Here is a 23,226-nt window from a genome sequence, read left to right as displayed (position 1 = left end):
CCGGCCCTACAGGCCGAGCGCCTCGCGGATCGGGCCGAGCAGGAAGTACACGACGAACATCGCCGACGAGACCCACATGAGCGGGTGGATCGCCCTGACCTTGCCGAGCGCGAGCTTGATGAGCACGAACGCGAGGAAGCCCGCGCCGATGCCGTCCGCGATCGAGTAGGTGAACGGCATGACGATGATCGTGAGGAACGCCGGGATCGCGATCTCGACGTCCTTCCAGGAGATGCCCGCGATCTGGGTCATCATGAGGAACCCGACGAAGACGAGCGCGGGCGCCGCGGCCTCGTAGGGCACGAGCGCGACGAGCGGCGACAGGAACGTCGCGAGCAGGAACGCGACACCTGTGACGACCGAGGCGAGGCCGGTCCGGGCACCCTCGCCCGCACCCGTCGTCGACTCGACGAAGCTCGTGTTCGACGACACGGACCCGGCGCCACCGGCGGCCGCGGCGATGGAGTCGACGACGAGGATGGCGCGCGAGCGCGGCGGGGTGCCGTCGGCGTCGAGCAGCTTCGCCTCCGCACCGACGGCGACCATCGTGCCCATCGTGTCGAAGAAGTCGGCGAGGAGCAGCGAGAAGACCAGCAGGATGACGGTGACCGTCGCGATGTTCTCGAACGAGCCGAGCAGCGAGAACTGCCCGAGGAGGCCGAAGTCGGGGACCTGCACGACGCCGTCGAACGTCGGCGCGTTGAGGTTGAAGCCGTCCGGGTTCGAGCCGTCGGGTGCCTTGGCCCCGATGTTCAGGGTGTTCTCGAGCACGACCGCGAGGGCGGTGGCGGTGAGGATCGCGATCAGGAGCGCGCCCTTCACCTTGCGCACCCACAGCACGATGGTCAGGACGAGACCCACGACGAACACGAGGATCGGCCACGTGCCGAGGTCCCCGAGCGCGAGGAGCGTGCCGCTGCCCGCGGTGACGAAGCCGGCGTTGACGAGGCCGATGAGGGCGATGAACAGGCCGATGCCGACGCTGATCGCCGTCTTGAGCTCGACGGGGACGGCGCGGAACACGGCCTCGCGGAACCCGGTGAGCACGAGCAGCAGGATGATGAGGCCCTCGATCACCACGAGGCCCATGGCGTCGGCCCACGTCACGCCCGGCAGGGACGCGATCGAGTACGCGACGACGGCGTTGAGGCCGAGCCCCGCGGCCAGACCCAGCGGGAAGTTGGCGAAGACGCCCATGGCGATGGTCATGACGCCGGCGACGAGCGCCGTCGCCGCGGCGACCTTGCCGAAGTCGGGGGCGTCGCCGCCGCCGAGGAACTGGCCCGTGCCGTCCTGCACGGTCCCGATGATGAGCGGGTTGAGCACGATGATGTACGCCATCGCGAAGAACGTCACGAGGCCCCCGCGGACCTCCGTACCGATCGTCGAGCCGCGCTCGGTGATCTTGAAGAAGCGGTCGATCGCGCTGGTGGCAGGCGGGGGCGCCTGCTCGTCCTCACGGACGGAGGTGGGGGAAGACATGGGGAGAATGCTGCCAGACGCGGGTTACGAGGGCGTAACCGGGGTAGGGTGCCCGCCGTGGCGCGCCTCACGCCGCGCCGAGCACGGCGGGGACGGGCGCTCCCACGAGCTCCGCGTGCTCGAGGCCGGCCGTCTCACGGGGCGTACCCGCGGCGAGCTGGAGGGCGTGGAGCGCGTCGAGGATCGCCACCGCCCGCTCCCCCGGCGTGCCGCCCGGCACCCCGTACACGAGGCGGGCGGGGCGCAGCGTGTCGAGGACGGCGTGGCCGGGCCGGTGCTCGTCCGGCACCCACACGACGTCCGCGTGCACGCCGTCGGCCGCGAGCGACGCCGAGAGCCACGCGGCGGTCCCGGGCAGGACGCTCGCGCGGCCGACGACGAGGTCCCCGGGCCCCAGGTGCGGGGCGAGCTGCTCGACGGCGTCGCGCAGCATCGCCGTCCGGGCACCCGCGCGCACGTCGTCGTCCCCGACGGCCAGGCCGCCCGCGACTGCACCGGTCCCCACGGCCAGGACGTGGACCCGGGCACCGGCGACCGCGGTCCGGTCACCGGTGACCCGCAGCCGCCCGCTCAGCAGGGCGAGGGCGAGGAGCCGTCGCAGGCGCGGCTCGGCGGTCGCGGGCAGCCCGGCACGCAGCCGCCGTCGGGCGGACGGGTCCGTCTCCAGGGCGACGACGTCGTGACCGGCTGCGGCGAGGCACGCCGCCTGGACCGCGCCTCGGCGGCCGCACCCGACGACGGAGACCCGCACGACGGACCACCTCCGCCTCAGTAGGCGCCGTGCCCGCCGAACACGGCTCGCGCCGTGCGGGCGAGGATGAGGAAGTCGCCGAAGAGGGTCCAGTTCTCGACGTAATAGACGTCGAGCCGCACGCTCTCCTCCCACGACAGGTCGGAGCGCCCGCCCACCTGCCACAGCCCGGTGAGCCCCGGCTTGACGAGCAGACGACGACGGACCTTCATCTCGTACTTCTGGACCTCGCTCTGCAGCGGCGGGCGCGGGCCCACGAGGCTCATGTCGCCGCGCAGCACGTTGAGCAGCTGCGGGAGCTCGTCGAGCGAGTACCGGCGCAGCACCTTGCCCACGCGCGTGACCCGCGGGTCGTCGCGCATCTTGAACAGGGGGCCCGCGCCGTCGTTCTGCTGGACGAGGGCGGCGATCTCGCGGTCCGCACCGGTCCGCATGGAGCGGAACTTGAACATCGGGAACACGCGGCCGTTGCGGCCCACGCGGTCCTGGCGGTAGAAGACCGGTCCGCGACTCGTCAACCGTACGGCGAGCGCCACGACAACGAGGACGGGCAGCAGCACGAGGGTGATGAGCGCGGCCCCGAACCAGTCGGTGGCCGTCTTCACGACGAACCGGGGCCCGGTGAAGCGCGGTGCGTCGACGTGCAGGAGCGCGACGCTCTCGGCAGGGGTGATGGTGATGCGCGGCCCGGCCACGTCGGCGAGCTCCGCGGTCAGCATGAGGTCCACGCCGTAGGGCTCGAGCTCCCAGCCGAGCCGTCGCACGACGTCGGCCGTGATCGCGTCGGAGCCGGAGACCGCGACGATGTCGGCGTCGACCCTCGCGGCGACCTCGCCGGCGTCGCGCAGGGAACCGAGCACGGGGATCCCGCTGACGGTCTCCCCCTCCTCGATGCGCCCGGACGGGACGCACACCCCGACGACGCGGTAGCCCGACTCGGACCGGCCGTTGAGGTCGCTGATGAGCCGCTGGGCCTGCTCGCGGTGACCGATGGCGAGGACCGCGGAGCGTGCGAGCCCGTGGGCGCGCTGCCGGTGGAGCCACTGCCGCCACGCGTAGCGCCCGAGCAGGACTCCGCCGAGACCGATGGGGAACGCGAAGGCGAGGTAGCCGCGGGCCTCCTGGAACCGCAGGAGGAAGGCGAGGACCGCCAGCACGGCGAAGAGCCGCCACGACGCGTCGAAGACACGGTGGTACTCCGTGGCCCCGCTGCCCAGGACCCGCGGGTCGCGGGTGCGGGTGGCGACGAGCGACACGGACCACGCGACGCCGATGAGGACGCTGAGGACGACGTACGGGACGTGGACGTTGCTCCGCACCGGGTCCGAGAGGAACTGCTCCCACCGCATGAAGTAGGCGACGAGGACGGCGACGGCGACGGCGACGGTGTCGGTGAGCAAAAGACGGCGACGGTAGGCCACCTGCCAGTCCCTGTCCGTGAACGCCGCCCGGGCCGCCCGGACCCTCGCTGCGGGCGAGACGCCGAGGAGGGAACGCAGCCCGCGTCGTGTGTCGTGCTCGACGTCGTGGGACACGTGTCCACCTCCTGACTCCTGATACCCCTGCATGGCGACTCATCCTAGGTTCGTCGAAGTAGTGGAAAGCGAATTCTCATCGGCTTTCACCCGGGTGAGATGATCACTGCGCTGCACGATCCCTCGAACCTCGCAGGCGCAGGATTTCAACGTTTCCTGCAGCCATCGGGTCGGAGTGAAAGAGTTTGGACAGGCGTCCAGTCCAGGTGTTCTGCCTTGAGATACCCGGCTCTGTGCGGATGCGCGTCGCCTCGTCTCGCCGCAGCGTCGCGGCGGGCCGGTCGGCGACGCTGGAGATCATCACACCAGGTGAGACATCCGTGACCGCCATCTGTGACGGGCATCACCGGGTGAAAAGGCCCGCCGGTACGATGGCGACGTGCCCACGTTCGTCTCGCTCCTGCTCCACCCCGACCGCCGCCGGCCCGAGCCTGCGCCCCTGCGCGTGGACCTGCGCGCGGTGATCCTGTGGGGCGTCGCGCTGTGGGCGGCGGCCCTGCTGGTGTGCGTCGTGCTCCTCGCGACAGGCGTGCCCACGGCCCGCGGGGTCGCGACGTGCGTCGTCGGTCTCGTCCTCGGAGGCATCGGCCTGTGGTGGGAACGCGGGCACCGCGAGAGCTACCGTGCCGGCACCGCCGAGCCCCCCGTCGCCCCGCGCGACGACCGTCGGGACCGCACGACCGACTGACGTCGGCAGAGCTCGGCGCGCGCCCCTCACCCTGCCTCGTCCCAGAACGACGACGCCACGATCGCGTCGGCGCTCCCGGGGTCGCGCAGCACCTCCTCGACCAGGTGCCGCAGGGCGAACCTCCCCGCCGCCGCGGCCAGCGCGGGCGCGAGGGCACGGGGCTCGCCGACGTGCACGGCCACCGCCGACCCCGAGCCCACGACCCACCACGGCACGCGGACCCCCTGCACCCGCAGGTCCGCGTGCTCGGTCCACGTCCCCGGCGCGTCGGGCACGACCCGGCGCACCGACACGGGGACCTCGCGCAGCGCGGCGCCGTCGGTCGACGGGGTAGGCGGCAGGCCCGCGCCGTCGGGTCGTGGGGCGGGGGGCGCGACGGCGACGTCGAGCAGGTCGGCGACGGCGCCCACCAGGTCCGCGGGCGCCGGGACCACCGGGCGCAGCGCAGACCACATCGGGTCCGCCGCGACCACGACCTCGCCCGCGTCCGCGACCTCGACACCCCGCGGACCGAGCGTCGGCAGCCGGTCCGGGGCGGGGTCCAGCTCCTCTCCGCGCCCCGCCAGCCCCGCGAGCGCGTGCCACACCGCGAGGGCGTCGTCGGCGTCGACCCGCGACCCGACGTCGGGCAGCGCGTCCAGCAGCCCGACCCACTCGACCGGCGTGAGCCCGCCGAGGCGTCGCACACCACCGAGCGCGACGAGGATCTCCTCGTCGAGCGCGGCGAGCTCCGGCGGGGCCGGGCGCAGGAAAGGGACGTCGCCGAGCGCGAAGGGCCCGCCCAGCTCCTCGCGCAGCCACCACGCCGTGTACGACGGTGCCTCCCGCCCGCCCGGCGCCCGCACCGGCTCGAGCAGCGCCGCCCGGGTGGCAGGGTCCGCGGCGATCGCCGCGAGGACCTCGGTCCAGGCGTCGTCGGTGACCGCGTCGAGATCCGCGACGGCGGCGACGTCGCCCACGAACACCCCGGCCCCGAGCGCGCGCGCCAGGTGCTCCAGGTATCCCGACCAGTCCGACAGCCAGCCCTCCGCGCCGTGCGGCGCGAGCACCGGGTCCTCGCCGGGCGACGGGGTGAGGACGTCGCGCACCCGGTGCACGGTCGGCCCGACGACGACCCCCACCGCCCGCAGCACGGGCTCGCCCCACCGCTCGACCACGTCCGCACCCACCGGGTCGAGGGCGAGGACACGGCTCGCCCACGAGCCCGGCAGGACGAGCGACCGCGCCGCCGCCGTCTCGCCGTCCCCGGTCGCGAGCGGCAGCTCCCCCCACCAGAACGGCGCGGCGTCGAGACCTGTCGCCACCGCCGCTGCGACGAGCGCGAGCAGGGGCCCGACCACCGCCGTGACGTCGTCGCCGTCGTCGGACGCAGCCGCCGCAGCGAGCACGCGCGCGCGGACCGCGTCGTCGGCGACGAGGTCGCGCACCGAGGCCCGGCGGGCGCCGAGGCGCTCGAGGAGCGGGTGCACCGCCTCCGGGTCGACGACGCGCAGGCCCAGCACCGCGCCGTCGTGCGCGGTGAGGGCGGGCAGGGCGCCAGGCGCGTCGAGGTCCTCGGGCACGTCGAGCAGGACGAGCCCACGCGCCCCGCGCACGGTGCGGCCGTCGGCCAGGGGCACGGGGACCGCGCCGAGCGCCTCCCGCACGGCCGGGTCCGCGGAGTGCGGTGCGAGCGCGTCGTAGAGGGTGCGCCAGCCGTCGCGGGCGACCGGGGTCCGGAGATCGTCGACGACGTCCGCGAGGTCGAGCACCTCCACCCCGAGGGAGCGGGCGACCGGCACGAGGTGCCGCGGCACCGCGACGAGGTCGGGCACGCCGAGCACCTCGAGCACGGCCGGGTCGGCGCCGACGTCCCCGCTCAGCACCCGCGCGTCGGCGGGGCGGACCAGGTGACGTGAGCCCGCGACGGGGAGGAGCGGCGTGCGTCGCAGGGCGTCCGTGGCCGCGTCGCGCACGAGGGCGTCGACGGCGCCCGCGGGCAGCCCCGTCGGCACGAGCCCGAGGACGTCGGCCCCGCGTCGCGTCGCCTCCGCCCCGAGCAGCTCCGCGTACGCCTCGCCCGCGCGGCGCGCCACGTGCTCGGTCAGGGCTCCCGGGGACACGTGCCGGCGCGAGGGGTCGAGCGGGAACGACGCGAGCAGCAGCGCAGGGAAGGTCGCGGGCTCGTCGGTGGGCGTGGGAGCGTGCACGACACGCAGCAGCTCGCGACCGCTCGACGGCTCTGCCGCGTGCAGCATGTCGCCGGCGCCCGACGGCGGCGCCTCAAGGAGGTTCCCGCCCTCCGGACGTGCGGCGTCGTGCGGGAGGGCCCACGTGACCGCCCAGCCGCTCCGCGACCGCTCCTCGACCGGCCTCCCGGCGAGCAGCTCCGGGTCGACCGACCCGCCGCGGCGGACCGTCGTCCAGCGTTCCTCGACGTCCGCGACCCGTCGGGGCGGGCGGTCGTCGTCGTCGACGACGATCTCCTCCAGTGCGGGCAGCGCGAGCAGCAGCGGGTCGCCGACCGCCGCCAGCTCCGCCCGCACCGCGGCGAGTGCGGCCGCGTCGCGCAGCACGATCTCGACGACCGTGTCGTAGCCGTCCGGCACCACGACCGTCGCAGGGAACGGGAGCCGCAGCACGGGAAGACGGTCGCCGCGCCGGGCGACCTCGGTCGCGAGCGCGGCGTCGTCGCGCACGACCTCCTGGAGCGCGACGCGGGCACGGTCCAGCGAGAAGCCGACGGCGCGGTCCCCGGCGCCGATGCGGATCTCGTCGGACACCGAGCGCAGCGCGGCGAACCCGACGCCGAACCGGCCGACGGTCGACCCCGCCGCGCGCTGCTCGCCCGTGGCGGACGCCCGCAGCGCGGCGAGCGACGCCACGCCCGCGGCGTCCAGCAGCGTCCCGGTGTTGGCGGCGCGCAGCACCCAGACCTCGCCGCCGGCGCCGCCGGTGCCGGTCACGCCGGGGGTGCCACGACGGTCCGACGGCCGCAGGGCCAGGAGCAGGCGGCCGGGCACCCCGGCGCGAGCGGCGGCGTCGGCGGCGTTCTGCGCGAGCTCGACGACCACGCGGTCCCGGTAGGACCCGTGCGCGTGGTCCTCCTCGGTGTTGGCGTCCTCGCGCAGCCGGGTCGGCGAGGACCGCCAGGCCTCGAGGACGGCGCGACGCAGCGCCGCGGTCCCGAGGGGGTCGTGGCTCACGCCCCGGGCTCGTCCTCGGCCGCTCGCGACGGCTCCGCCGACCCGGTCCCGCTCACGACGTCGGTCGTCGCGGCCGGAGGCTCGGCCGGAGCCGCCGCCTCGAGCATCGAGACGAGCTCGACGTGCATCTCGTCGATGAGCGGCGCGGCGTCGGGCCAGTCGCTCGGCTGGGGGTCGACGTCGGTCTCGGAGTGCGCGCCGCAGCCGTGGTCGAGGCTCACGACCTTGCCGTCGTCGGGCGACCACGCGTTCGCGCACACGCCGAACACCTGGCCGAGCGCACCCTGGAGGGGCACGAGGAAGCCGCACGACCCGCACTCGGCCGCCGACGCGACGGCGCCACGCGTCGTCGGGCCGCGGGAGCCGCGGTACCAGCGCTCGGCGGCCTCGTCCCGGCCCTCCGGCGAGAGCACGCGCGCCCGTGCGAGCGCGAGCTCCTCGATCGCGACGGCGTCCTCCTCCTCGTCGCCGGTCGGCACGTAGCCGGGCTCGAGGCGCGGGTCGTCCGCGCGGAAGGGCAGGACGTCGCCGGGGCCCACGTCGCCGGGCCGCAGGCGCTCCGACCACGGGAGCCACGCAGGCGCGAGCAGCGCGCCGTCGCCGGGCAGGAGCTCCACCTCGCACACGGTCGCGACGCGCCCGCGCGGCACGCGTGCGAGGGTCACGGTCCAGTGCCAGCCGGAGTACCCGCGCATCGTGCACGCGAACCGGTGGGAGATGAGCCGGTCGGCCTCCGCGACCGTGCCGAGGTGCTCGCCGACGTCCTGAGGGTTCTCCGCGACCTCCTCGGCCGCGGCGCGGGCGACGTCGACGGCGCCCGTCAGGACGGCGTCGCGCGCGGCACGCGCGGACACCCCGCGCACGCGCTCCTCGGCAGCTGCCACGGCACTCATGCTCAGGCCTCGATCTCGTCCGCGACCGCGCGCAGCACGGCGGCGACCTTCGTCGCCTTGCCCTTCTCCGGGTAGCGGCCGCGGCGCAGGCCGTTGCCGATCCCGTCGAGCTCCTTGATGAGGTCCTCCACGATCACGGCCATCTCGTCGGCCGAGCGGCGCTTCGCCTTGACGACCGACGGCGCGGGGTCGAGGAGCTTGACGGCCAGGGCCTGGGGGCCACGACGGCCGTCGGCGACGCCGAAGTCGACGCGCGCTCCGGGCTTGGGGGCGGGCGCGCCCGCGGGGAGCGCGGAGGCGTGCAGGAAGACCTCGCCGCCGTCGTCGTCGGCGATGAAGCCGAAGCCGCGCTCGGTGTCGAACCACTTGACCTTGCCGGTGGGCACGTAGACCTCGTTCGTGCTCGTAGGGACCAGAGCCATCAGGCTACCGGCCTCGTCGGGCAGTCGCCGCATCGATACCGCCCGCCGGACGGCAGCTCAGGGCGCACCGCTCCCGGGGTCGGCGGCGCGCCCGACGACACCGAGGTCCGCGCCCAGCCGGAGCGCGACGGCGTCGAACCACGACGCGCGGTCCCCGACCGTGCGCTCGAGGTGCCCGAACAGCTCGAACGAGACCGTGCCGAACAGGGTCGTCCAGGCGATGAGAGTCCGCACGACGCTCTCCGTCGGCGTGTCCGGCCCGACCAGCCCGCGCGCGGCGACGTAGGCGCGGGCGTCGGCGACGAGCGCGGTGGCGTCGTTGGCGCCCTCCGGCGCCGGGACGGGTTCTCGCCCGGCCACCCATGCGTCGCCGACGATCCGGACGAGGACCCGCACGACGCGCGTCGCGGGCTCGACGGTGTCGCGCGGCGCGGCGTAGCCGGGCACCGGCGTGCCGTAGAGCAGCGCGAAGTCGCCGGGCCGCCCGACGCACCACGCCCGCAGCGCCCGAGACGCGGCGAGCCAGCGGCCCTGGTGATCGTCCCGCGCGACGGCGGCCTCGGCGCCCTCGACGGCGGCGCCGAGCTCGTCGTAGCACTCGACGAGCAGCGCCGTGAGGAGCGCGTCGCGGCTCGGGAAGTACCGGTACACGGCCGACGAGACCATGCCGACGTCGCGCGCGACCGCCCGGAGCGAGAGGGCGCCCGGGCCGTCGGTCGCGAGCCGTGCGCGCGCGGCGTCGAGGATCTCGCGCGTCAGGGTCTCTCGGGCCAGGGCGCGGGCGTTCCGGGGTGCTGCCATGCGGTCCAGCGTGGCAGACGAGAGCGCTGTCCACCAATGAGAGCAGTGCTCTTGATTTGTCCGGCGAACCGTGTCAGGCTCCTCGAAGTGAGAGCACCGCTCTCGGAAACGGAGACCGTCATGCCCAGCACCCCTCTCGACCGCCACCTCGTCGTCGGCGCGGGCCCGGTCGGCCGCCACGTCGCGGAGCTGCTCGCCGCGCGCGGGTCGTCCGTCACCGTCGTGACGCGCAGCGGGCGCGACACGGGGATCCCCGGCGTCCGCCACGTCGCGCTCGACGCGTCCGACGCCGACGCCCTCAGCCGCCTGGCCGAGGGCTCGGACGTCCTCTACAACTGCGCGAACCCCGGCGACTACACGCAGTGGGAACGAGTCTGGCCGCCTCTCGCCGCGTCGATGCTCACGGCCGCCGGGCACAGCGGCGCGGTCTACGCGATCACGGGCAACCTCTACCCGTACGGACCCGTCGACGGCCCCATGACGGCGGACCTGCCCGACGCCGCGACCGACCACAAGGGCATGCTGCGTGCCCGCCTGTGGGCCGACGCGCTCGCCGCGCACCGGGCCGGCCGGGTCCGCGCCGTCGAGGTGCGCAGCTCCGACTTCATGGGGCCCGGCGTCGGCGGGAACGGCCACGTGTCGCGCGTCGTCCCGGCGGCGTCCCGCGGGAAGAGCGTGACGATGATGGGGCGCACCGACCTGCCCCACACCTTCACCGACGTGCAGGACGCCGCGCGCACCCTCGTCGCGGCGGCCGAGGATCCCGGCGCGCACGGCCGCACGTGGCACACGCCGAGCAACGCTCCTCGCAGCCAGGCGCAGGCGCTCACGGACGTGCTCGCGAGCGTCGGGCTGCCGCCCGTGCGGGTCCGGTCGCTGCGCGGGCCGGGCCTCGCCGCCGCGGGGCTGTTCTCGCCGCTGCTCCGCGAGCTGCGCGAGCTGATCTACCAGTGGGAGCGCCCGTACGTCCTCGACGACTCGGCGGCTCGCGCACGTTTCGACATCGAGCCGACGCCATGGGACGAGGTGTGCCGGCGCACCGCGCGCGGCTGACGCTCCCGGGATGCGGGGAGACGGCGTGCGAAGACCCGGCACCGAGATCGGCCGGTTGGCGCGAGATCGGTCCTGCAGAGGACCGATCTCGCGCCGCCCGACCGATCTCGACGGTCATCCCCCGTGCGCCAACGGGTCACGGCGTGATGGCAGGGTCCTGGCCGTCCAGAGGCCCGGCTGTGGTGAGCCCGTCCACAGGCACGCGGCTCGCTCGAGACGACGAGCGAGCGCGCAGGACACGCTCCCTCCATGAGTCCGGACCACGACCGCCCGATCTTCCTCGCCCGTGAGCACCCGCCCGGCACCGCGGCCCAGGCCGTGCACGACGGCGCGTGGGACCGCGTGCGTCGCGGCGCGTACCGCCCGCGGACCCCGCCGCACGCCTCGCCACACGTCGCGGAGCGCGAGCTCGCCGCCGACCGCGCCCGGGCGCTCCACCTCCAGCTCTCGGCCGAGCACACGCTGAGTCACACGACGGCCGCGCTCCTCCACGGCTTCCGCCTGTGGACACCACCGCGGACGACGCACGTGGTCCAGGCGTACAACGCGTCGAGCGTCTCGGCGGACGACGTGACACGGCACCGTCTTCCGCTCGGCGCGGGCGAGCGTGTGATCCTCGGCGGTCTGCCGGTGACGTCGCCCGCTCGCACCGTGGCGGACTGCCTGCGCACGTCGCCCCCGCTCGACGGTCTCGTCGTCGCCGACTCGGCGCTGGCGTCCGGCATACGACGCGAGGACGTCGCCGCCGTGCTGGACCGCCAGGTTCCCGGAGCGCGCGGCGTCCGCCGGGCGAGGCACGTCCTCGAGCTCGCCGACGCCGGTGCCGAGTCCGCGTGGGAGTCGTGGCTGCGGTACGTGGTGCTCCGTCTCGGCCTGCCGCGTCCGACGACGCAGCTCGAGATCCGGACGTCGATCGGCCGGGTCCGCGCTGACGCCGGCTGGGAGCAGTGGCGGCTGCTGCTCGAGTTCGACGGGCTGGTCAAGTACCGGACCTCCGGCGACGGTCTCGCGCCGCTGGACGACCCGGGTCGCGTCCTTGTCCAGGAGAAGCGCCGCCAGGAGGCCGCCGAGCGTGCCCGGTGGCGGATGCTGCGCTTCATGGCGTCGGACTCGGCGGCGTCCGTCGAGCACCGTGTCCTGGCGGCGCTGCCGCCCGAGGTCGTCCGGTCGTTGCGCCCGGACCGGTTGCTGCCGCCGCTCCCTCGGGTCACCGCCCACGGCCGCTAGCAGGTGGTCCACGCGAGATCGGTCCGTCGACGCGAGATCGGTCCCTCCACGCGAGATCGGTCCGTGCAAGAACCGGTCTCGCGCCTTCCTGCCGATCTCGCGATCTCGCGATCTCGCGATCTCGGACGACGACGCCACGGCCCGTGCCGTCGCGTGCGCTCCGCCCGCGTAGCATCGAACGGATGGCCATCTCCACGTCCGGGCGGTCCGCGACGTTCAGCGACACGCTGCGCTCGAGCGACGACGCGCGCCTCGTCGCGCTCCTGACCAGACGCCCTGACCTGGCCACGCCCTCGCCGTCGACGCTCCTGTCGCTCGCTGCCCGCGCGTCGAGCCGCACGAGCCTGGAGCGGGCTCTCGCCGGGCTGAGCGCGTTCGAGCTGCACGTGCTCGAGTCCGTGCTGCTGCTGGACCCGGTGACCGGTCCGACGACGGCGCGCGACGTCGCCGCCGCGCTCGGCACGCGTGGCGCGGCAGGCGTCCGGTCGACCACGGAGGCTCTGGCGCACCTCGCCGAGGCCGCGCTCGTCTGGTCCCCCGACCCCGCGCGGCCCGCGAGCCGTCGCCCCGCTCCCGGCCTGGCCGAGATCCTCGGGCCCTACCCCGCCGGCCTCGGCCCCGCGGCGGGCGTCGCGCCCGACGACGTCCCAGCGGTCCCGCTCCCCGCCGACGCCCCGCCCGGTGCGACGGCCATCCTCGACGCGCTCACGTGGGGGCCACCCGTCGGCGTCGCACCGCGTACCGACCCGGCGGCCCGGCGCGCCGTGGGATGGCTCGTCGAGCGCGGGTACCTGCACGCCACCGACGACCGGCACGTCGTGCTGCCGCGCGAGGTCGGGCTCGCGCTGCGCGGCGGCCGCACCCACCGCGACGTGCGCACGAGCCCACCGGTGCCGGACGTCCGCGAAGTCCCGGCGACGACCGTCGACGCCGAGTCCGCGAGCGCCGGGATCGAGGCCGTGCGGCTCGTGGCCCGGCTCGTCACGGCGTGGCAGGAGGACCCGCCCGGCGTGCTGCGCTCCGGCGGGCTCGGCGTGCGGGAGCTGCGCCGCGCCGGCACGACGCTCGAGGTCGACGACGCGACGGCGGCAGCGGTCGTCGAGCTCGCCGCCGCCGCAGGGCTGGTCGCGGACGACGGCGACGACCCGCCGTCGTTCACCGCGACCGCTGCGGCCGAGGACTGGCTGGACGACGACCTCGGCGATCGCTGGGCCGCGCTCGCGCGCGGCTGGTGGCGTTCCCGACGCACCCCGTGGCTCGTGGGCAGCCGCGACGAGAAGGGTGCGCTGCGCGGCGCGCTCGACCCGGAGCTGTGGCGTCCGTGGGTGCCGCGGCTGCGGAGCACCGTACTGGACGTCCTCGCGGACCTCCCCGGGCGCGGGCCGGGCGCGCCCGAGGTCGTCGAGGTGCTGCGCTGGCGCACGCCGCGCGCTGTCCCGCCGGAGCAGGCCGTCGCCGGGCTGCTGCGCGAGGCCGCGCTGCTGGGCGTCACGGGAGCGGGGGCGCTGTCGGCGCCGGGGCGCGCGCTGCTCGGCCAGGGCGAGGAGAGCGCTCCGGCGCTCCCCGCCGCGTTCGAGGCCGTCCTGCCGCCCGAGGTCGACGAGCTGCTGCTGCAGGGCGACCTCACGGGCATCGTGCCGGGGCGACCGTCGGGCGCGCTGAGCCGGCTCGTGGAGATCGCGGCCGACGTCGAATCGCGCGGCGCCGCGACGACGGTCCGGTTCTCCGCCGAGTCCGTCGTACGTGCGCTCGACCACGGGCGCAGCGCGGACGACCTGCTCGACGACCTCGCCGCGCACTCCCGCACGCCGGTCCCCCAGCCGCTCGAATACCTCGTGCGCGACGCCGCGCGCCGGCACGGGCGCGTGCGGGTGGGATCGGCGTCGAGCTACGTCCGCGCGGAGGACCCGGCCCTGCTCGCCGGCCTGGTCGAGGCGCCCGCGCTCCGGCACCTCGGGCTCGTGCGGATCGCGCCGACCGTGCTCGTCGCGGCCGTCCCGGCGGGCGAGCTCCAGGCGGCGCTGCGCGACCGCGGCGTGGTCTCGGCGGTCGAGGGCCCGGACGGGCGGGTGCTCGTGGCCGACGGCGGCCGGCGCACCGGTCCGCCGGGTGGCGGTCGACACGTGGTCGGCCGACGACGCGCCCGCGCCGCGGCGGCGGGGTTCGGTCCCGGTGCCGACGACGACGGGCCGGGGCCCGGGGACGGGCGCCCGGGGCCGGCTCGCGAGAGGTACGCGGCGCTCGTCGCGCGGCTGCGCGCGGCCGACGACGCGGCGGCCCGAGGGCAGGACGACGGCAGGCCGTCGGGCCGTCCCGGTGCCTCCTCGTCCCGTCGGTCGCAGAGCGGCTCCGCCCTGCCCGGCGCCCCGGGAGGCGCGACGGGTCGCGGTGGCGCGCGGGCGTCGTCGGGCACGGGCACGGCGCCCGCGGGTGACGCGGACAGGGCGCTCGGGGACGCGGAGGGATCAGCGGTGCGGGGTGCGGTCCGGCAGCCCGGTGCCGATGGAACAACGGACCCGGCGGCCGCGTTGGGTCTCCTGCGCGAGGCGATCGCCGACGGCGCGTCGGTGTGGCTCGAGGTCGTGGGGTCCGTCGGGTCCCCGACCCGACGGCTCGTGCGACCGTTGACGCTGGACGCCGGGCGGCTGCGCGCGCAGGACCCTGCGCGCGACGCCGAGCTCACCGTCGCGGTGCACCGCATCGCCTCCGTCACCCCCGCCCGCGCGGGTGACCACGACCCGGCGAGGTAGGACCCCGGTCCTGCCTCGCACGACCCCGGTCCTACCTCGGCAAGGAGACGCATGACCGACGGCCCCCTCATCGTCCAGAGCGACAAGTCGCTGCTCCTCGAGGTCGACCACCCGCGCGGCGGCGACGCGCGGCGCGCCATCGCGCCCTTCGCCGAGCTCGAGCGCGCCCCCGAGCACGTCCACACGTACCGGCTCACCCCGCTGGGCCTCTGGAACGCGCGCGCCGCGGGCCACGACGCCGAGCAGGTCGTGAACACGCTCATCGAGTACTCGCGCTACCCGGTGCCGCACGCGCTGCTCATCGACATCGCCGAGACGATGTCGCGCTACGGGCGCCTCACGCTCGCGCAGCACCCGGTGCACGGGCTCGTGCTCGAGGCGACCGACCGCGCCGTGCTCGCGGAGGTGCTCAAGTCGAAGCGGACCGCGGGCCTCGTGGGCGAGCGGGTCGACGACACGACCGTCGTCGTGCACCCCTCCGAGCGCGGCCACCTCAAGCAGGTCCTCGTGAAGCTCGGCTGGCCCGCCGAGGACCTCGCGGGCTACGTCGACGGCGAGAAGCACGCCATCGCGCTCAGCCCGACGACGCCGCCGCGCACCGAGGGCGACGCGCCGAAGCCGTGGGAGATGCGTCCCTACCAGGCCCAGGCCGTGGACGGGTTCTGGCACGGCGGGAGCGGCGTCGTCGTGCTGCCGTGCGGCGCGGGCAAGACGATCGTCGGGGCCGGTGCGATGGCGAGGTCCGGGACGACGACCCTGATCCTCGTGACGAACACCGTGAGCGCGCGGCAGTGGCGTGACGAGCTGGTGCGGCGCACGAGCCTCACGGAGGACGAGATCGGCGAGTACTCGGGCGCCCGCAAGGAGATCAAGCCGGTCACGATCGCGACGTACCAGGTGCTCACGACGAAGCGGAAGGGCGTCTACACGCACCTCGAGCTGCTCGACGCACGCGACTGGGGCCTCGTCGTCTACGACGAGGTGCACCTCCTGCCCGCGCCCATCTTCCGCATGACGGCGGACCTGCAGGCGCGGCGCCGCCTCGGCCTGACGGCGACGCTCGTGCGGGAGGACGGCCGCGAGGACGAGGTGTTCTCGCTCATCGGGCCGAAGCGCTACGACGCGCCGTGGAAGGACATCGAGGCGCAGGGCTACATCGCGCCCGCCGACTGCGTCGAGGTGCGGCTCACGCTGCCCGAGTCCGACCGCATGACCTACGCGGTGGCGGAGCCCGAGGACAAGTACCGGCTCGCAGCCACGGCGACGGGCAAGAACCGGGTCGTCGAGCAGATCGTCGCGCAGCACCCGGACGACCAGGTGCTCGTCATCGGCCAGTACCTCGACCAGCTCGAGGAGCTGAGCAACCACCTCGACGCTCCGCTCATCACCGGCGCGACGACCGTCCGCGAGCGCCAGCGCCTGTTCGAGGCGTTCCGCTCCGGCGAGATCTCGCGGCTCGTGGTGTCGAAGGTCGCGAACTTCTCCATCGACCTGCCGGAGGCGTCGGTGGCGATCCAGGTGTCGGGCTCGTTCGGGTCCCGCCAGGAGGAGGCGCAGCGCCTCGGCCGCGTCATGCGCCCCAAGGCCGACGGCCGGACGGCGCACTTCTACGCCGTCGTCGCGCGCGACACCGTCGACCAGGACTTCGCGGCGCACCGCCAGCGGTTCCTGGCGGAGCAGGGGTACGCCTACCGCATCGTCGACGCCGAGGACCTGGGCGTCGTGCAGTAGAGGGTGGGGACCGCAGCGCAGCAAGGTCCCCGCCCGGAACGGCGCCCAGGTCCGACCACGAGAACGAGGACCTGGGCGTCGTGCAGCAGAGGGTGGGGACCGCAGCGCAGCAAGGTCCCCGCCCGGAACGGCGCCCAGGTCCGACCACGAGAACGAGGACCTGGGCGTCGTGCAGCAGAGGGTGGGGACCGCAGCGCAGCACGGTCCCCGCCCGGCACGGAACGGTGCCCAGGTCCGACCACGAGAACGAGGACCTGGGCGTCGTGCAGCAGAGGGTGGGGACCGCAGCGCAGCACGGTCCCCTCCCGGCGCGGAACGGCAGGTCGTGCCAGCGATTGCAGGCAGGGAGCCGCTGGGAAAGGATCGGGCGCGTGAGACCGCTCGTGCGCACGACCGCCCCTGCCCCCGTCACGACGGCGAGCGACGGGTTCCGGCGCGGCGTCGCCGTCGTCCTGACGCTGCTGACGGGTGTGCTGCTCACGGCGAGCCCGACGGTCGCCACCGCGCTCCCCGCCGGGCCACCGGTCCGTGCCGAGGCGCCGCTCGACGTCGAGGGCGAGATCACGGACCCGGAGGGCGTGCTCGGCGACCGCACGGGCGAGGTCGAGGAGGCCCTCGACCGGCTCGCGGCAGACACCGACCTGCAGCTCTTCGTGGTGTACGTGCCCGACCTCGGTGGCATGGACGGCATCGACTGGGCGAACGCGACGGCGAACGCGTCGGGGCTCGGCGTCGACGACCTCCTGCTCGCGGTCGGGACGCAGGACCGGCGGTACGGGCTGTCGTACGACAACAACATCGCGCTGAGCGACGCCGGCATCGACCGGGTCACGTCCACCGTCGAGGACCACCTGCGCGAGGACGACTGGGCGGGCGCGGCGATCGCCGCCGCGGACACCGCGCGGGAGTCGGCGACCGGCGGCGACGGCGGCGGGGTGAGCTGGTTCCTCGTGCTCGCGGTGGGCGGGCTGCTGGTGCTGGTCGTGGTGCTCGTGGTGCGCGCCGTCGCGAACCGCCGACGTCGCCAGGAGCGCGGCGCCCCCGGGGGCGCCGCGGGCGGGCCCGCCCCGGGCAGCCTGGAGTCGTTGCCGACCGACGAGCTGGACCGTCGGGCGAGCTCCGCTCTGGTCGCGATCGACGACGCGCTGAAGACCTCGGAGCAGGAGCTCGGCTTCGCGCAGGCCCAGTTCGGGCTCGAGGCGACGCAGCAGTTCTCCGCGGCCCTGGCCTCGGGCAAGCAGAAGGTGACCGAGGCGTTCGCGCTGCGCCGGCGCCTCGACGACTCGGCCCCGGAGACGGAGCCCGAGGCGCGCGCCCTCCTCGCCCGGATCGTCACGCTGTGCGACGACGTGGCGGACGAGCTCGACGCCCAGTCCGCGACGTTCGACGAGCTGCGCGACCTGCAGGCCCGCGCGCCGCAGGTGCTCGACGAGACGGACCAGCGCGCGACCGAGGTGCTGGCGCGTGTACCGGCGTCCCGCACGACGCTCGACACCCTCGCCCGCACCTATCCGGCGACGGCGCTCGCATCGGTCGCGCAGAACCCGGACCAGGCGGAGGCGCTCGTCGCGGGGGCGCAGGACTCGGTGGCGCGGGGCCGCGAGTCGCTGGCCCGCAAGGACCGGGCGGCTGCCGTCGCGCTGGCGCGTGCGGCCCAGAACGCGGTCGGCCAGGCGGTCACGCTCCTCGACGCGGTCGACCGCGCCGGGACCGACCTCGCGCAGGCCGGTGCCCGTCTGGACAAGGGACTCGCCTCGATCCGCGCGGACGTGGCGGACGCCGGTCGGCTCGCGCCACAGGACGCCACCGTGGCACCCGCCCTCGCCGAGGCGCAGGCAGCGGCCGAGGCTGCCGCGACGGTGCACGACGGCGGCGACCCCCTCGCCGCCCTGCGTCGCCTCACCGACGCGGAGGCCGCCCTCGACACCGTGCTCGCCCCGTTCCGGGAGCGCGCGGAGCAGGTGGCCCGAGCGAACGCGCTGCTGCGCGAGACGCTCTCGCGCGTGGACTCCCAGGTCCGGGCGACCCACGACTTCATCGAGACCCGGCGCGGCGCCGTCGGCTCCGAGGCGCGGACCAGGCTCTCGGAGGCCATCCGCCTGCTCGGTGAGGCGCGCTCCCTCCAGCCGACCGACCCCGTGTCGGCCCTGCAGCGTGCCCAGCAGGCCGACGCCCAGGCGCAGGCCGCCGCGCAGCTGGCCCAGCAGGACGCGTCCCGGTGGGACGCCTCGCAGGGCGGTGGGCTCGGTGGCTTCGGCGGTGGCGGCGGCTACGGATCGGGTGGAGGGAGCAACGTCGGCGGGATGGTGCTCGGCGGCATCCTGCTCGACTCGATCCTGCGCGGGGGCGGCGGACGGGGTGGTCGCAGCGGGGGCTTCGGCGGCGGCAGCTTCGGCGGGGGGTCCGGGGGCGGAGGGTTCGGCGGTGGACGCTCGGGCGGGCGGTCCGGCGGCAGGTCTTCGGGCGGCCGCTCCGGGCGCGGCGGACGGTTCTAGCGCGCCCCGCACCACCCCGGCATCTCTCAGCAGCACGACCCGGTCACGGAACGACGCATCGACAGGAGAGGCACCATGGCGGAGAAGCAGAGCATCTTCGGGCGCATCGCCCAGCTCACGAGGGCCAACATCAACGCGCTGATCGACAGCGCCGAGGACCCGCAGAAGATGCTGGACCAGCTCGTGCGGGACTACACGAACAACATCGCCGAGGCCGAGCAGGCCGTCGCGCAGACGATCGGAAACCTGCGCCTCGCCGAGCAGGACTACAACGAGGACGTCGCGGCGGTGCAGGAGTGGGGGCAGAAGGCCGTCGCCGCGTCCGCGCAGGCGGACCGCTACCGCCAGGCCGGCGACTCCGCGAACGCCGACAAGTTCGACAACCTCGCCAAGCTCGCGCTCGGCAAGCAGATCGCCGCCGAGGGGGAGGTCCGGCAGGCGGAACCGCTCATCGCCTCCCAGCGCGAGACGGTCGACAAGCTCAAGACCGGCCTCGCGCTCATGAAGGACAAGCTCGGCGAGCTGCGCTCGAAGCGCGACTCGCTCGTCGCGCGCCAGAAGAGCGCCCAGGCGCAGCAGACCGTGCAGGGCGCCATCAGCTCGATCAACGTCCTCGACCCGACGAGCGAGATCTCGCGCTACGAGGAGATGGTGCGGCGCGAGGAGGCGATGTCCATGGGCCAGGCAGAGGTCGCGGCGTCGAGCATCGACGCCCAGTTCGCCGAGCTCGAGTCGTCGGGCGAGACGATCGAGATCGAGGCGCGGCTCGCGGCGCTCAAGGGCGGCACGGCGTCGACGGCGCCCCAGGTCGCGCCCACCCAGGTCACCCCGGAGATCGGGTCCGGCACGAGCACCCAGGACGCGCCGACGTCGGGCTGGTGAGAACGCGCGTCCCCGCCGCAGATCGGCGCTCGTCCGGTCCGCGGTGGGGGCGCCGTCGGTGCTCGGGCTGCCGCGCCGTCGCCTCGGCCCGTCGGCTTCCGGTCTCCGGAGCGCGGCGTCTACGCCCTTCGCATCCGACGTCGCCCCCACCGCTCGTCCGTCGTCTCACCGCTCGTCCGCCGCGCGACCGCTGGTCCGTCGTCTCACCGCTCGTCCGCCGCGCGACCGCTGGTCCGCCGTCTCACCGCTCGTCCACCACGCGACCGCTGGTTCGCCATGTCACAGCCTGTCGGCGCGCCACCCCGCCGAGCGGTCGACGGCGGAGCGAGGAAGGGGCCGGGTCGTGGCGGGGCTGGCGGGAGCCCGCGAGGGACGAGCGGGCGGATGGTAGACCCGGCCCCTTCCTCGTGGAGCCGTCGACCGCGGACCGACGCCGCCCCGCCTCAGCGCCCCAGCGGCTCAGCGGCTCAGCGGCTCAGCGCCTCAGCGCCTCGCCCTCAGGCGGTGACGAACCGCCGCTCGACGGCGGTACGCACCTCGGCGACGAACGCGGCAGCGAGGCGGCGGCCGCCGTCGGCGATCTCGGTGGCGTGCTCGTCGAACCCCGCGAGCACGGCGGCGGTGTCGACGTCGTCGTAGCGGTCGCACCACCCGGCGAGGCTCGCCCAGGAGACCTCGGGGTGGAACTGGACGCCGAGCGCCGAGCCGAGGCGGAAGGCCTGGTAGGGATACATGTTCGACGACGCGAGCCACACCGCGTCGGCCGGCAGGTCGACGACGGCGTCGCCGTGCGCGCTCGCAGCCCAGCGGACCGGCGCGTCGCCGGCGGCGAGAGCCCCGAGGACGGGGTCGGCCTCGGCGCCGTGCCGCCAGAACACGCGCGTCGCGCCGACCTCGCGGCCCGGGGGCGCGGCCACCTCGACCCGGCCGCCACCGGCGACGGCGAGGAGCTGGGCGCCGAGGCAGATGCCGAGCGTGGGGACCCCGGACGTCGCCGCCGCGAGCAGCAGCTCCCGCACGGCGGGGAGCCAGGGTGCGCGGGAGTCGTCGTACGCCGACATGTGGCCGCCGAGCACGACCAGCCCGTCACCGACCTCGCTCGCCGTGGGGACCGGCTCGCCGTCGTAGGCGCGCACGACGTGCAGGTCCGCGTCGAGGTGGTCGGCGTAGGTGTCGAGGGTGACGTCCGGAGAGCTCTGGACGACCGTCACGCGCACGGCGGGGCGCTCGAGGTCGAGCGAGGCTCCGGCGGTGCCGGACGGCGCTCCGGCAGGGCCGGGCGAGGTGTCGAACGTGGTCACGAAGGACGACCGTACCCAGTGGCCCCCCGGAGGACGCAAACCGCGACGTCGCACGGCAGCCCGCCGGGACCTGGCACGCAGGTCACGGCTAGGCTGACCGCATGTCCGACCCCCAGATCGTCGCGCCCCCGCCCGTCGTCGAGCAGCCGCGCCGCACGTACCTCGTCGTGGACGGCGAGAACATCGACGCGACGCTCGGCATGAACGTCCTCGGGCACCGCCCGGCGCCCGAGGAGCGTCCGCGCTGGGACCGGATCGTCGACTTCGCGCGTCAGGCGTGGGGTCAGGACGTCACGCCGCTGTTCTTCCTCAACGCGTCGTCCGGGCAGATGCCGATGTCGTTCGTGCAGGCGCTGCTCGCGATGGGCTACCGGCCCATCCCGCTCGCGGGGTCGGGCAGCGAGAAGGTCGTGGACATCGGCATCCAGCGCACGCTCGACGCCCTGCGCGACCGGCCGGGCGACGTCCTCCTCGCGAGCCACGACGGCGACTTCCTGCCGCAGGTCGAGAACCTCCTGGGCGACCCCGACCGGCGCGTGGGCGTGCTCGCGTTCCGCGAGTTCGTCAACGTGCGGCTCTCGGAGCTCACCGCGCGCGGGCTCGAGGTGTTCGACCTCGAGGACCACGCCGGCGCGTTCACGACGATGCTGCCCCGCGTGCGGATCATCCCGCTCGCCGACTTCGACCCGCTGCGCTACCTCTGACGCGTGCCGCGGGCCGCGGGCTCAGGCCTGCAGCTCGCGGTACAGAGGCGTGGGGAACGACGCGGTCGTGCCGTCCCCGCCGAGGAGGGCGGCGATGCGTGCCGCCTCGGCCTGGACGGCGGCCTCCGCGTCCGCTCCGACGTCCTCGAGCAGGCGGTACGCGGGCTCCCCGCCGCGCCGGACGGTCCACGCGCCGACGATCCGCCCCTCCCACCAGACGGTCGCTCCCGCGTTGCCGATCGTGTCGAAGAGCTGGTCGCGGTGCGGCCCGAGGTACCAGTCGCGCACGGACCACCCCATCGTCGTCGGGTCGAGCGAGGGCACGAGCGACACGACGCCCTCGGCCGTGTCCTCCGGCAGGTCCAGCGACCCGTCGTCGAGCGCCTGCGCGAGCACGACGCCGCGCGCGACCGCCGCCTCTCCCGTCGCGCCGCGCGCGCCCACCTCGAGGTCGACCTCGCGCACGTCGAGAGCGCCGAGCGCCGCGCGCGTGTCCCGCAGGTTCCACCCCGTCCACCACTGCAGGTCCTTCTCGGTCGCCGGCCCGAACACGGCGAGCCAGGCGCGCGCGAGCTCGACGCGCGCCGTCGGCTCGTCGAGCTCGGGCATACCGCCGGGGAACCAGTCGTCCATCGGCGTCCACACGTGCCGGTTCGACGACCACGAGCCGCGCGGCTCGCCGCGCACGACCACGCCCTCGGCAGAGAGCATCGACAGGAGCTGGCTCGTCGCCGTCCGGCGCACGTCCCACGACTTCGTGGTGGTCGGCAAGAACGCGGTGCGCAGCGCCGGCGCTGCCCGAGAGAGGCTCGCGCCGTCCAGCGGCCCGTGCTCCGCGAGCGCGGCGTGCACCTGACGCTCGGCCTCCGCGAGGAACGCGTCGGCGTCCTCGACGGGCGGGTCGGTCGGCAGGGTCGCGAGCTCCTTGAGCAGGCGGGTCCGCAGCCGCCGCCCGACGGCCGCCCCCGCTGCGGCGTGCACCACCGGGACCAGCTCGCGCCGTACGACGAACATCGTCCGACGCATCGCGAGCACCTTGACGAGGGTGCGGCGCCCGAACAGCGCGTCGCGGACGTCCGCGAGCACGAGGTCGGGCACGCGCGCGAGGACCGACAGGTACACGCTCGGTGCGTCGGTGGCGTGCAGCGCGAGGACCCGCCCGACCACGTCCTCGACCGAGCGCGCGGCGGGCAGGCCGGGGTGGTCGACGCCGAGGGCGAGCTGACGGGCCACGAGCAGACGACGACGCTGCTCCACGGTGATGCGCACCCCGCCATCCTGCACGCCACCGCCCACGACCGCGCCGGCACCGGTGGAGGGGTCTCC

General features: G+C 75.3%; 17 protein-coding genes. 8 read left to right on the top strand and 9 right to left on the bottom strand.

From position 1 onward, the window contains the following. Window positions 1-6: 6 nt before the first annotated feature. The 3 genes from ACZCLJ_RS17545 to ACZCLJ_RS17535 all read right to left on the bottom strand — a co-directional run bounded on the left by ACZCLJ_RS17545 (window position 7) and on the right by ACZCLJ_RS17535 (window position 3,768). Window positions 7-1,482: an NCS2 family permease gene (locus tag ACZCLJ_RS17545; RefSeq protein WP_463104678.1), complete on the bottom strand. Its 1,476-nt coding sequence runs from the start codon at window positions 1,480-1,482 to the stop codon at window positions 7-9. A gap of 67 nt (window positions 1,483-1,549) precedes the next feature. Then, window positions 1,550-2,233: a hypothetical protein gene (locus ACZCLJ_RS17540; protein WP_463104677.1), complete on the bottom strand. Its 684-nt coding sequence runs from the start codon at window positions 2,231-2,233 to the stop codon at window positions 1,550-1,552. A gap of 17 nt (window positions 2,234-2,250) precedes the next feature. Then, a complete protein-coding gene (locus ACZCLJ_RS17535) occupies window positions 2,251-3,768 on the bottom strand; it encodes a sugar transferase (protein WP_463104676.1) in 1,518 nt (505 codons plus the stop codon). A 379-nt stretch (window positions 3,769-4,147) separates the two neighbouring features. Between ACZCLJ_RS17535 and ACZCLJ_RS17530 the strand changes: the two genes are divergently transcribed. Further along, window positions 4,148-4,456, top strand: a complete 309-nt coding sequence (locus tag ACZCLJ_RS17530) for a DUF2530 domain-containing protein (RefSeq protein ID WP_463104675.1) — start codon at window positions 4,148-4,150, stop codon at window positions 4,454-4,456. A gap of 26 nt (window positions 4,457-4,482) precedes the next feature. On the opposite strand, the gene ACZCLJ_RS17525 is transcribed toward ACZCLJ_RS17530, so the two are convergent. The 4 genes from ACZCLJ_RS17525 to ACZCLJ_RS17510 all read right to left on the bottom strand — a co-directional run bounded on the left by ACZCLJ_RS17525 (window position 4,483) and on the right by ACZCLJ_RS17510 (window position 9,757). Continuing rightward, window positions 4,483-7,641: a sacsin N-terminal ATP-binding-like domain-containing protein gene (locus tag ACZCLJ_RS17525; protein ID WP_463104674.1), complete on the bottom strand. Its 3,159-nt coding sequence runs from the start codon at window positions 7,639-7,641 to the stop codon at window positions 4,483-4,485. Then, window positions 7,638-8,534, bottom strand: a complete 897-nt coding sequence (locus ACZCLJ_RS17520; RefSeq protein WP_463104673.1) for a DUF3027 domain-containing protein — start codon at window positions 8,532-8,534, stop codon at window positions 7,638-7,640. Before ACZCLJ_RS17520 ends, ACZCLJ_RS17525 begins: the two co-directional genes overlap by 4 nt. Before the next feature lie 2 nt (window positions 8,535-8,536). Next, on the bottom strand, window positions 8,537-8,920 hold the full coding sequence (locus ACZCLJ_RS17515) for a cold-shock protein (RefSeq protein WP_251150583.1): 384 nt from the start codon (window positions 8,918-8,920) through the stop codon (window positions 8,537-8,539). Between the two features lie 93 nt (window positions 8,921-9,013). Next, a complete protein-coding gene (locus ACZCLJ_RS17510; RefSeq protein WP_463104672.1) occupies window positions 9,014-9,757 on the bottom strand; it encodes a TetR/AcrR family transcriptional regulator in 744 nt (247 codons plus the stop codon). 120 nt (window positions 9,758-9,877) lie between these two features. Between ACZCLJ_RS17510 and ACZCLJ_RS17505 the strand changes: the two genes are divergently transcribed. The 6 genes from ACZCLJ_RS17505 to ACZCLJ_RS17480 all read left to right on the top strand — a co-directional run bounded on the left by ACZCLJ_RS17505 (window position 9,878) and on the right by ACZCLJ_RS17480 (window position 19,895). Next, window positions 9,878-10,810: an NAD-dependent epimerase/dehydratase family protein gene (locus tag ACZCLJ_RS17505; RefSeq protein WP_463104671.1), complete on the top strand. Its 933-nt coding sequence runs from the start codon at window positions 9,878-9,880 to the stop codon at window positions 10,808-10,810. 249 nt (window positions 10,811-11,059) lie between these two features. Beyond that, window positions 11,060-12,037 carry a type IV toxin-antitoxin system AbiEi family antitoxin domain-containing protein gene (locus tag ACZCLJ_RS17500; RefSeq protein WP_463104670.1) on the top strand — a complete coding sequence of 326 codons (978 nt, stop codon included), beginning with the start codon at window positions 11,060-11,062 and terminating at the stop codon, window positions 12,035-12,037. A 182-nt stretch (window positions 12,038-12,219) separates the two neighbouring features. Next, window positions 12,220-14,787, top strand: a complete 2,568-nt coding sequence (locus ACZCLJ_RS17495; protein ID WP_463104669.1) for a helicase-associated domain-containing protein — start codon at window positions 12,220-12,222, stop codon at window positions 14,785-14,787. A gap of 51 nt (window positions 14,788-14,838) precedes the next feature. Then, window positions 14,839-16,518, top strand: a complete 1,680-nt coding sequence (locus tag ACZCLJ_RS17490) for a DNA repair helicase XPB (RefSeq protein WP_251150196.1) — start codon at window positions 14,839-14,841, stop codon at window positions 16,516-16,518. Window positions 16,519-16,889: 371 nt separating this feature from the next. Beyond that, window positions 16,890-19,013: a TPM domain-containing protein gene (locus tag ACZCLJ_RS17485; protein ID WP_463104668.1), complete on the top strand. Its 2,124-nt coding sequence runs from the start codon at window positions 16,890-16,892 to the stop codon at window positions 19,011-19,013. A 75-nt stretch (window positions 19,014-19,088) separates the two neighbouring features. After that, window positions 19,089-19,895, top strand: a complete 807-nt coding sequence (locus tag ACZCLJ_RS17480; RefSeq protein WP_463104667.1) for a PspA/IM30 family protein — start codon at window positions 19,089-19,091, stop codon at window positions 19,893-19,895. 497 nt (window positions 19,896-20,392) lie between these two features. On the opposite strand, the gene ACZCLJ_RS17475 is transcribed toward ACZCLJ_RS17480, so the two are convergent. Beyond that, a complete protein-coding gene (locus tag ACZCLJ_RS17475; RefSeq protein ID WP_463104666.1) occupies window positions 20,393-21,196 on the bottom strand; it encodes a type 1 glutamine amidotransferase in 804 nt (267 codons plus the stop codon). A 101-nt stretch (window positions 21,197-21,297) separates the two neighbouring features. Between ACZCLJ_RS17475 and ACZCLJ_RS17470 the strand changes: the two genes are divergently transcribed. Continuing rightward, complete coding sequence (locus ACZCLJ_RS17470) at window positions 21,298-21,900, top strand: NYN domain-containing protein (protein ID WP_251150192.1); 603 nt, start codon at window positions 21,298-21,300, stop codon at window positions 21,898-21,900. A gap of 21 nt (window positions 21,901-21,921) precedes the next feature. On the opposite strand, the gene ACZCLJ_RS17465 is transcribed toward ACZCLJ_RS17470, so the two are convergent. Then, window positions 21,922-23,169, bottom strand: coding sequence for a winged helix DNA-binding domain-containing protein (locus ACZCLJ_RS17465; RefSeq protein ID WP_463104665.1), 1,248 nt, complete (start codon window positions 23,167-23,169; stop codon window positions 21,922-21,924). Window positions 23,170-23,226: the final 57 nt, after the last annotated feature.

The organism is Cellulosimicrobium sp. So1_17 (genome assembly GCF_055181235.1).
This window is presented reverse-complemented; position numbering and strand designations above follow the sequence as displayed.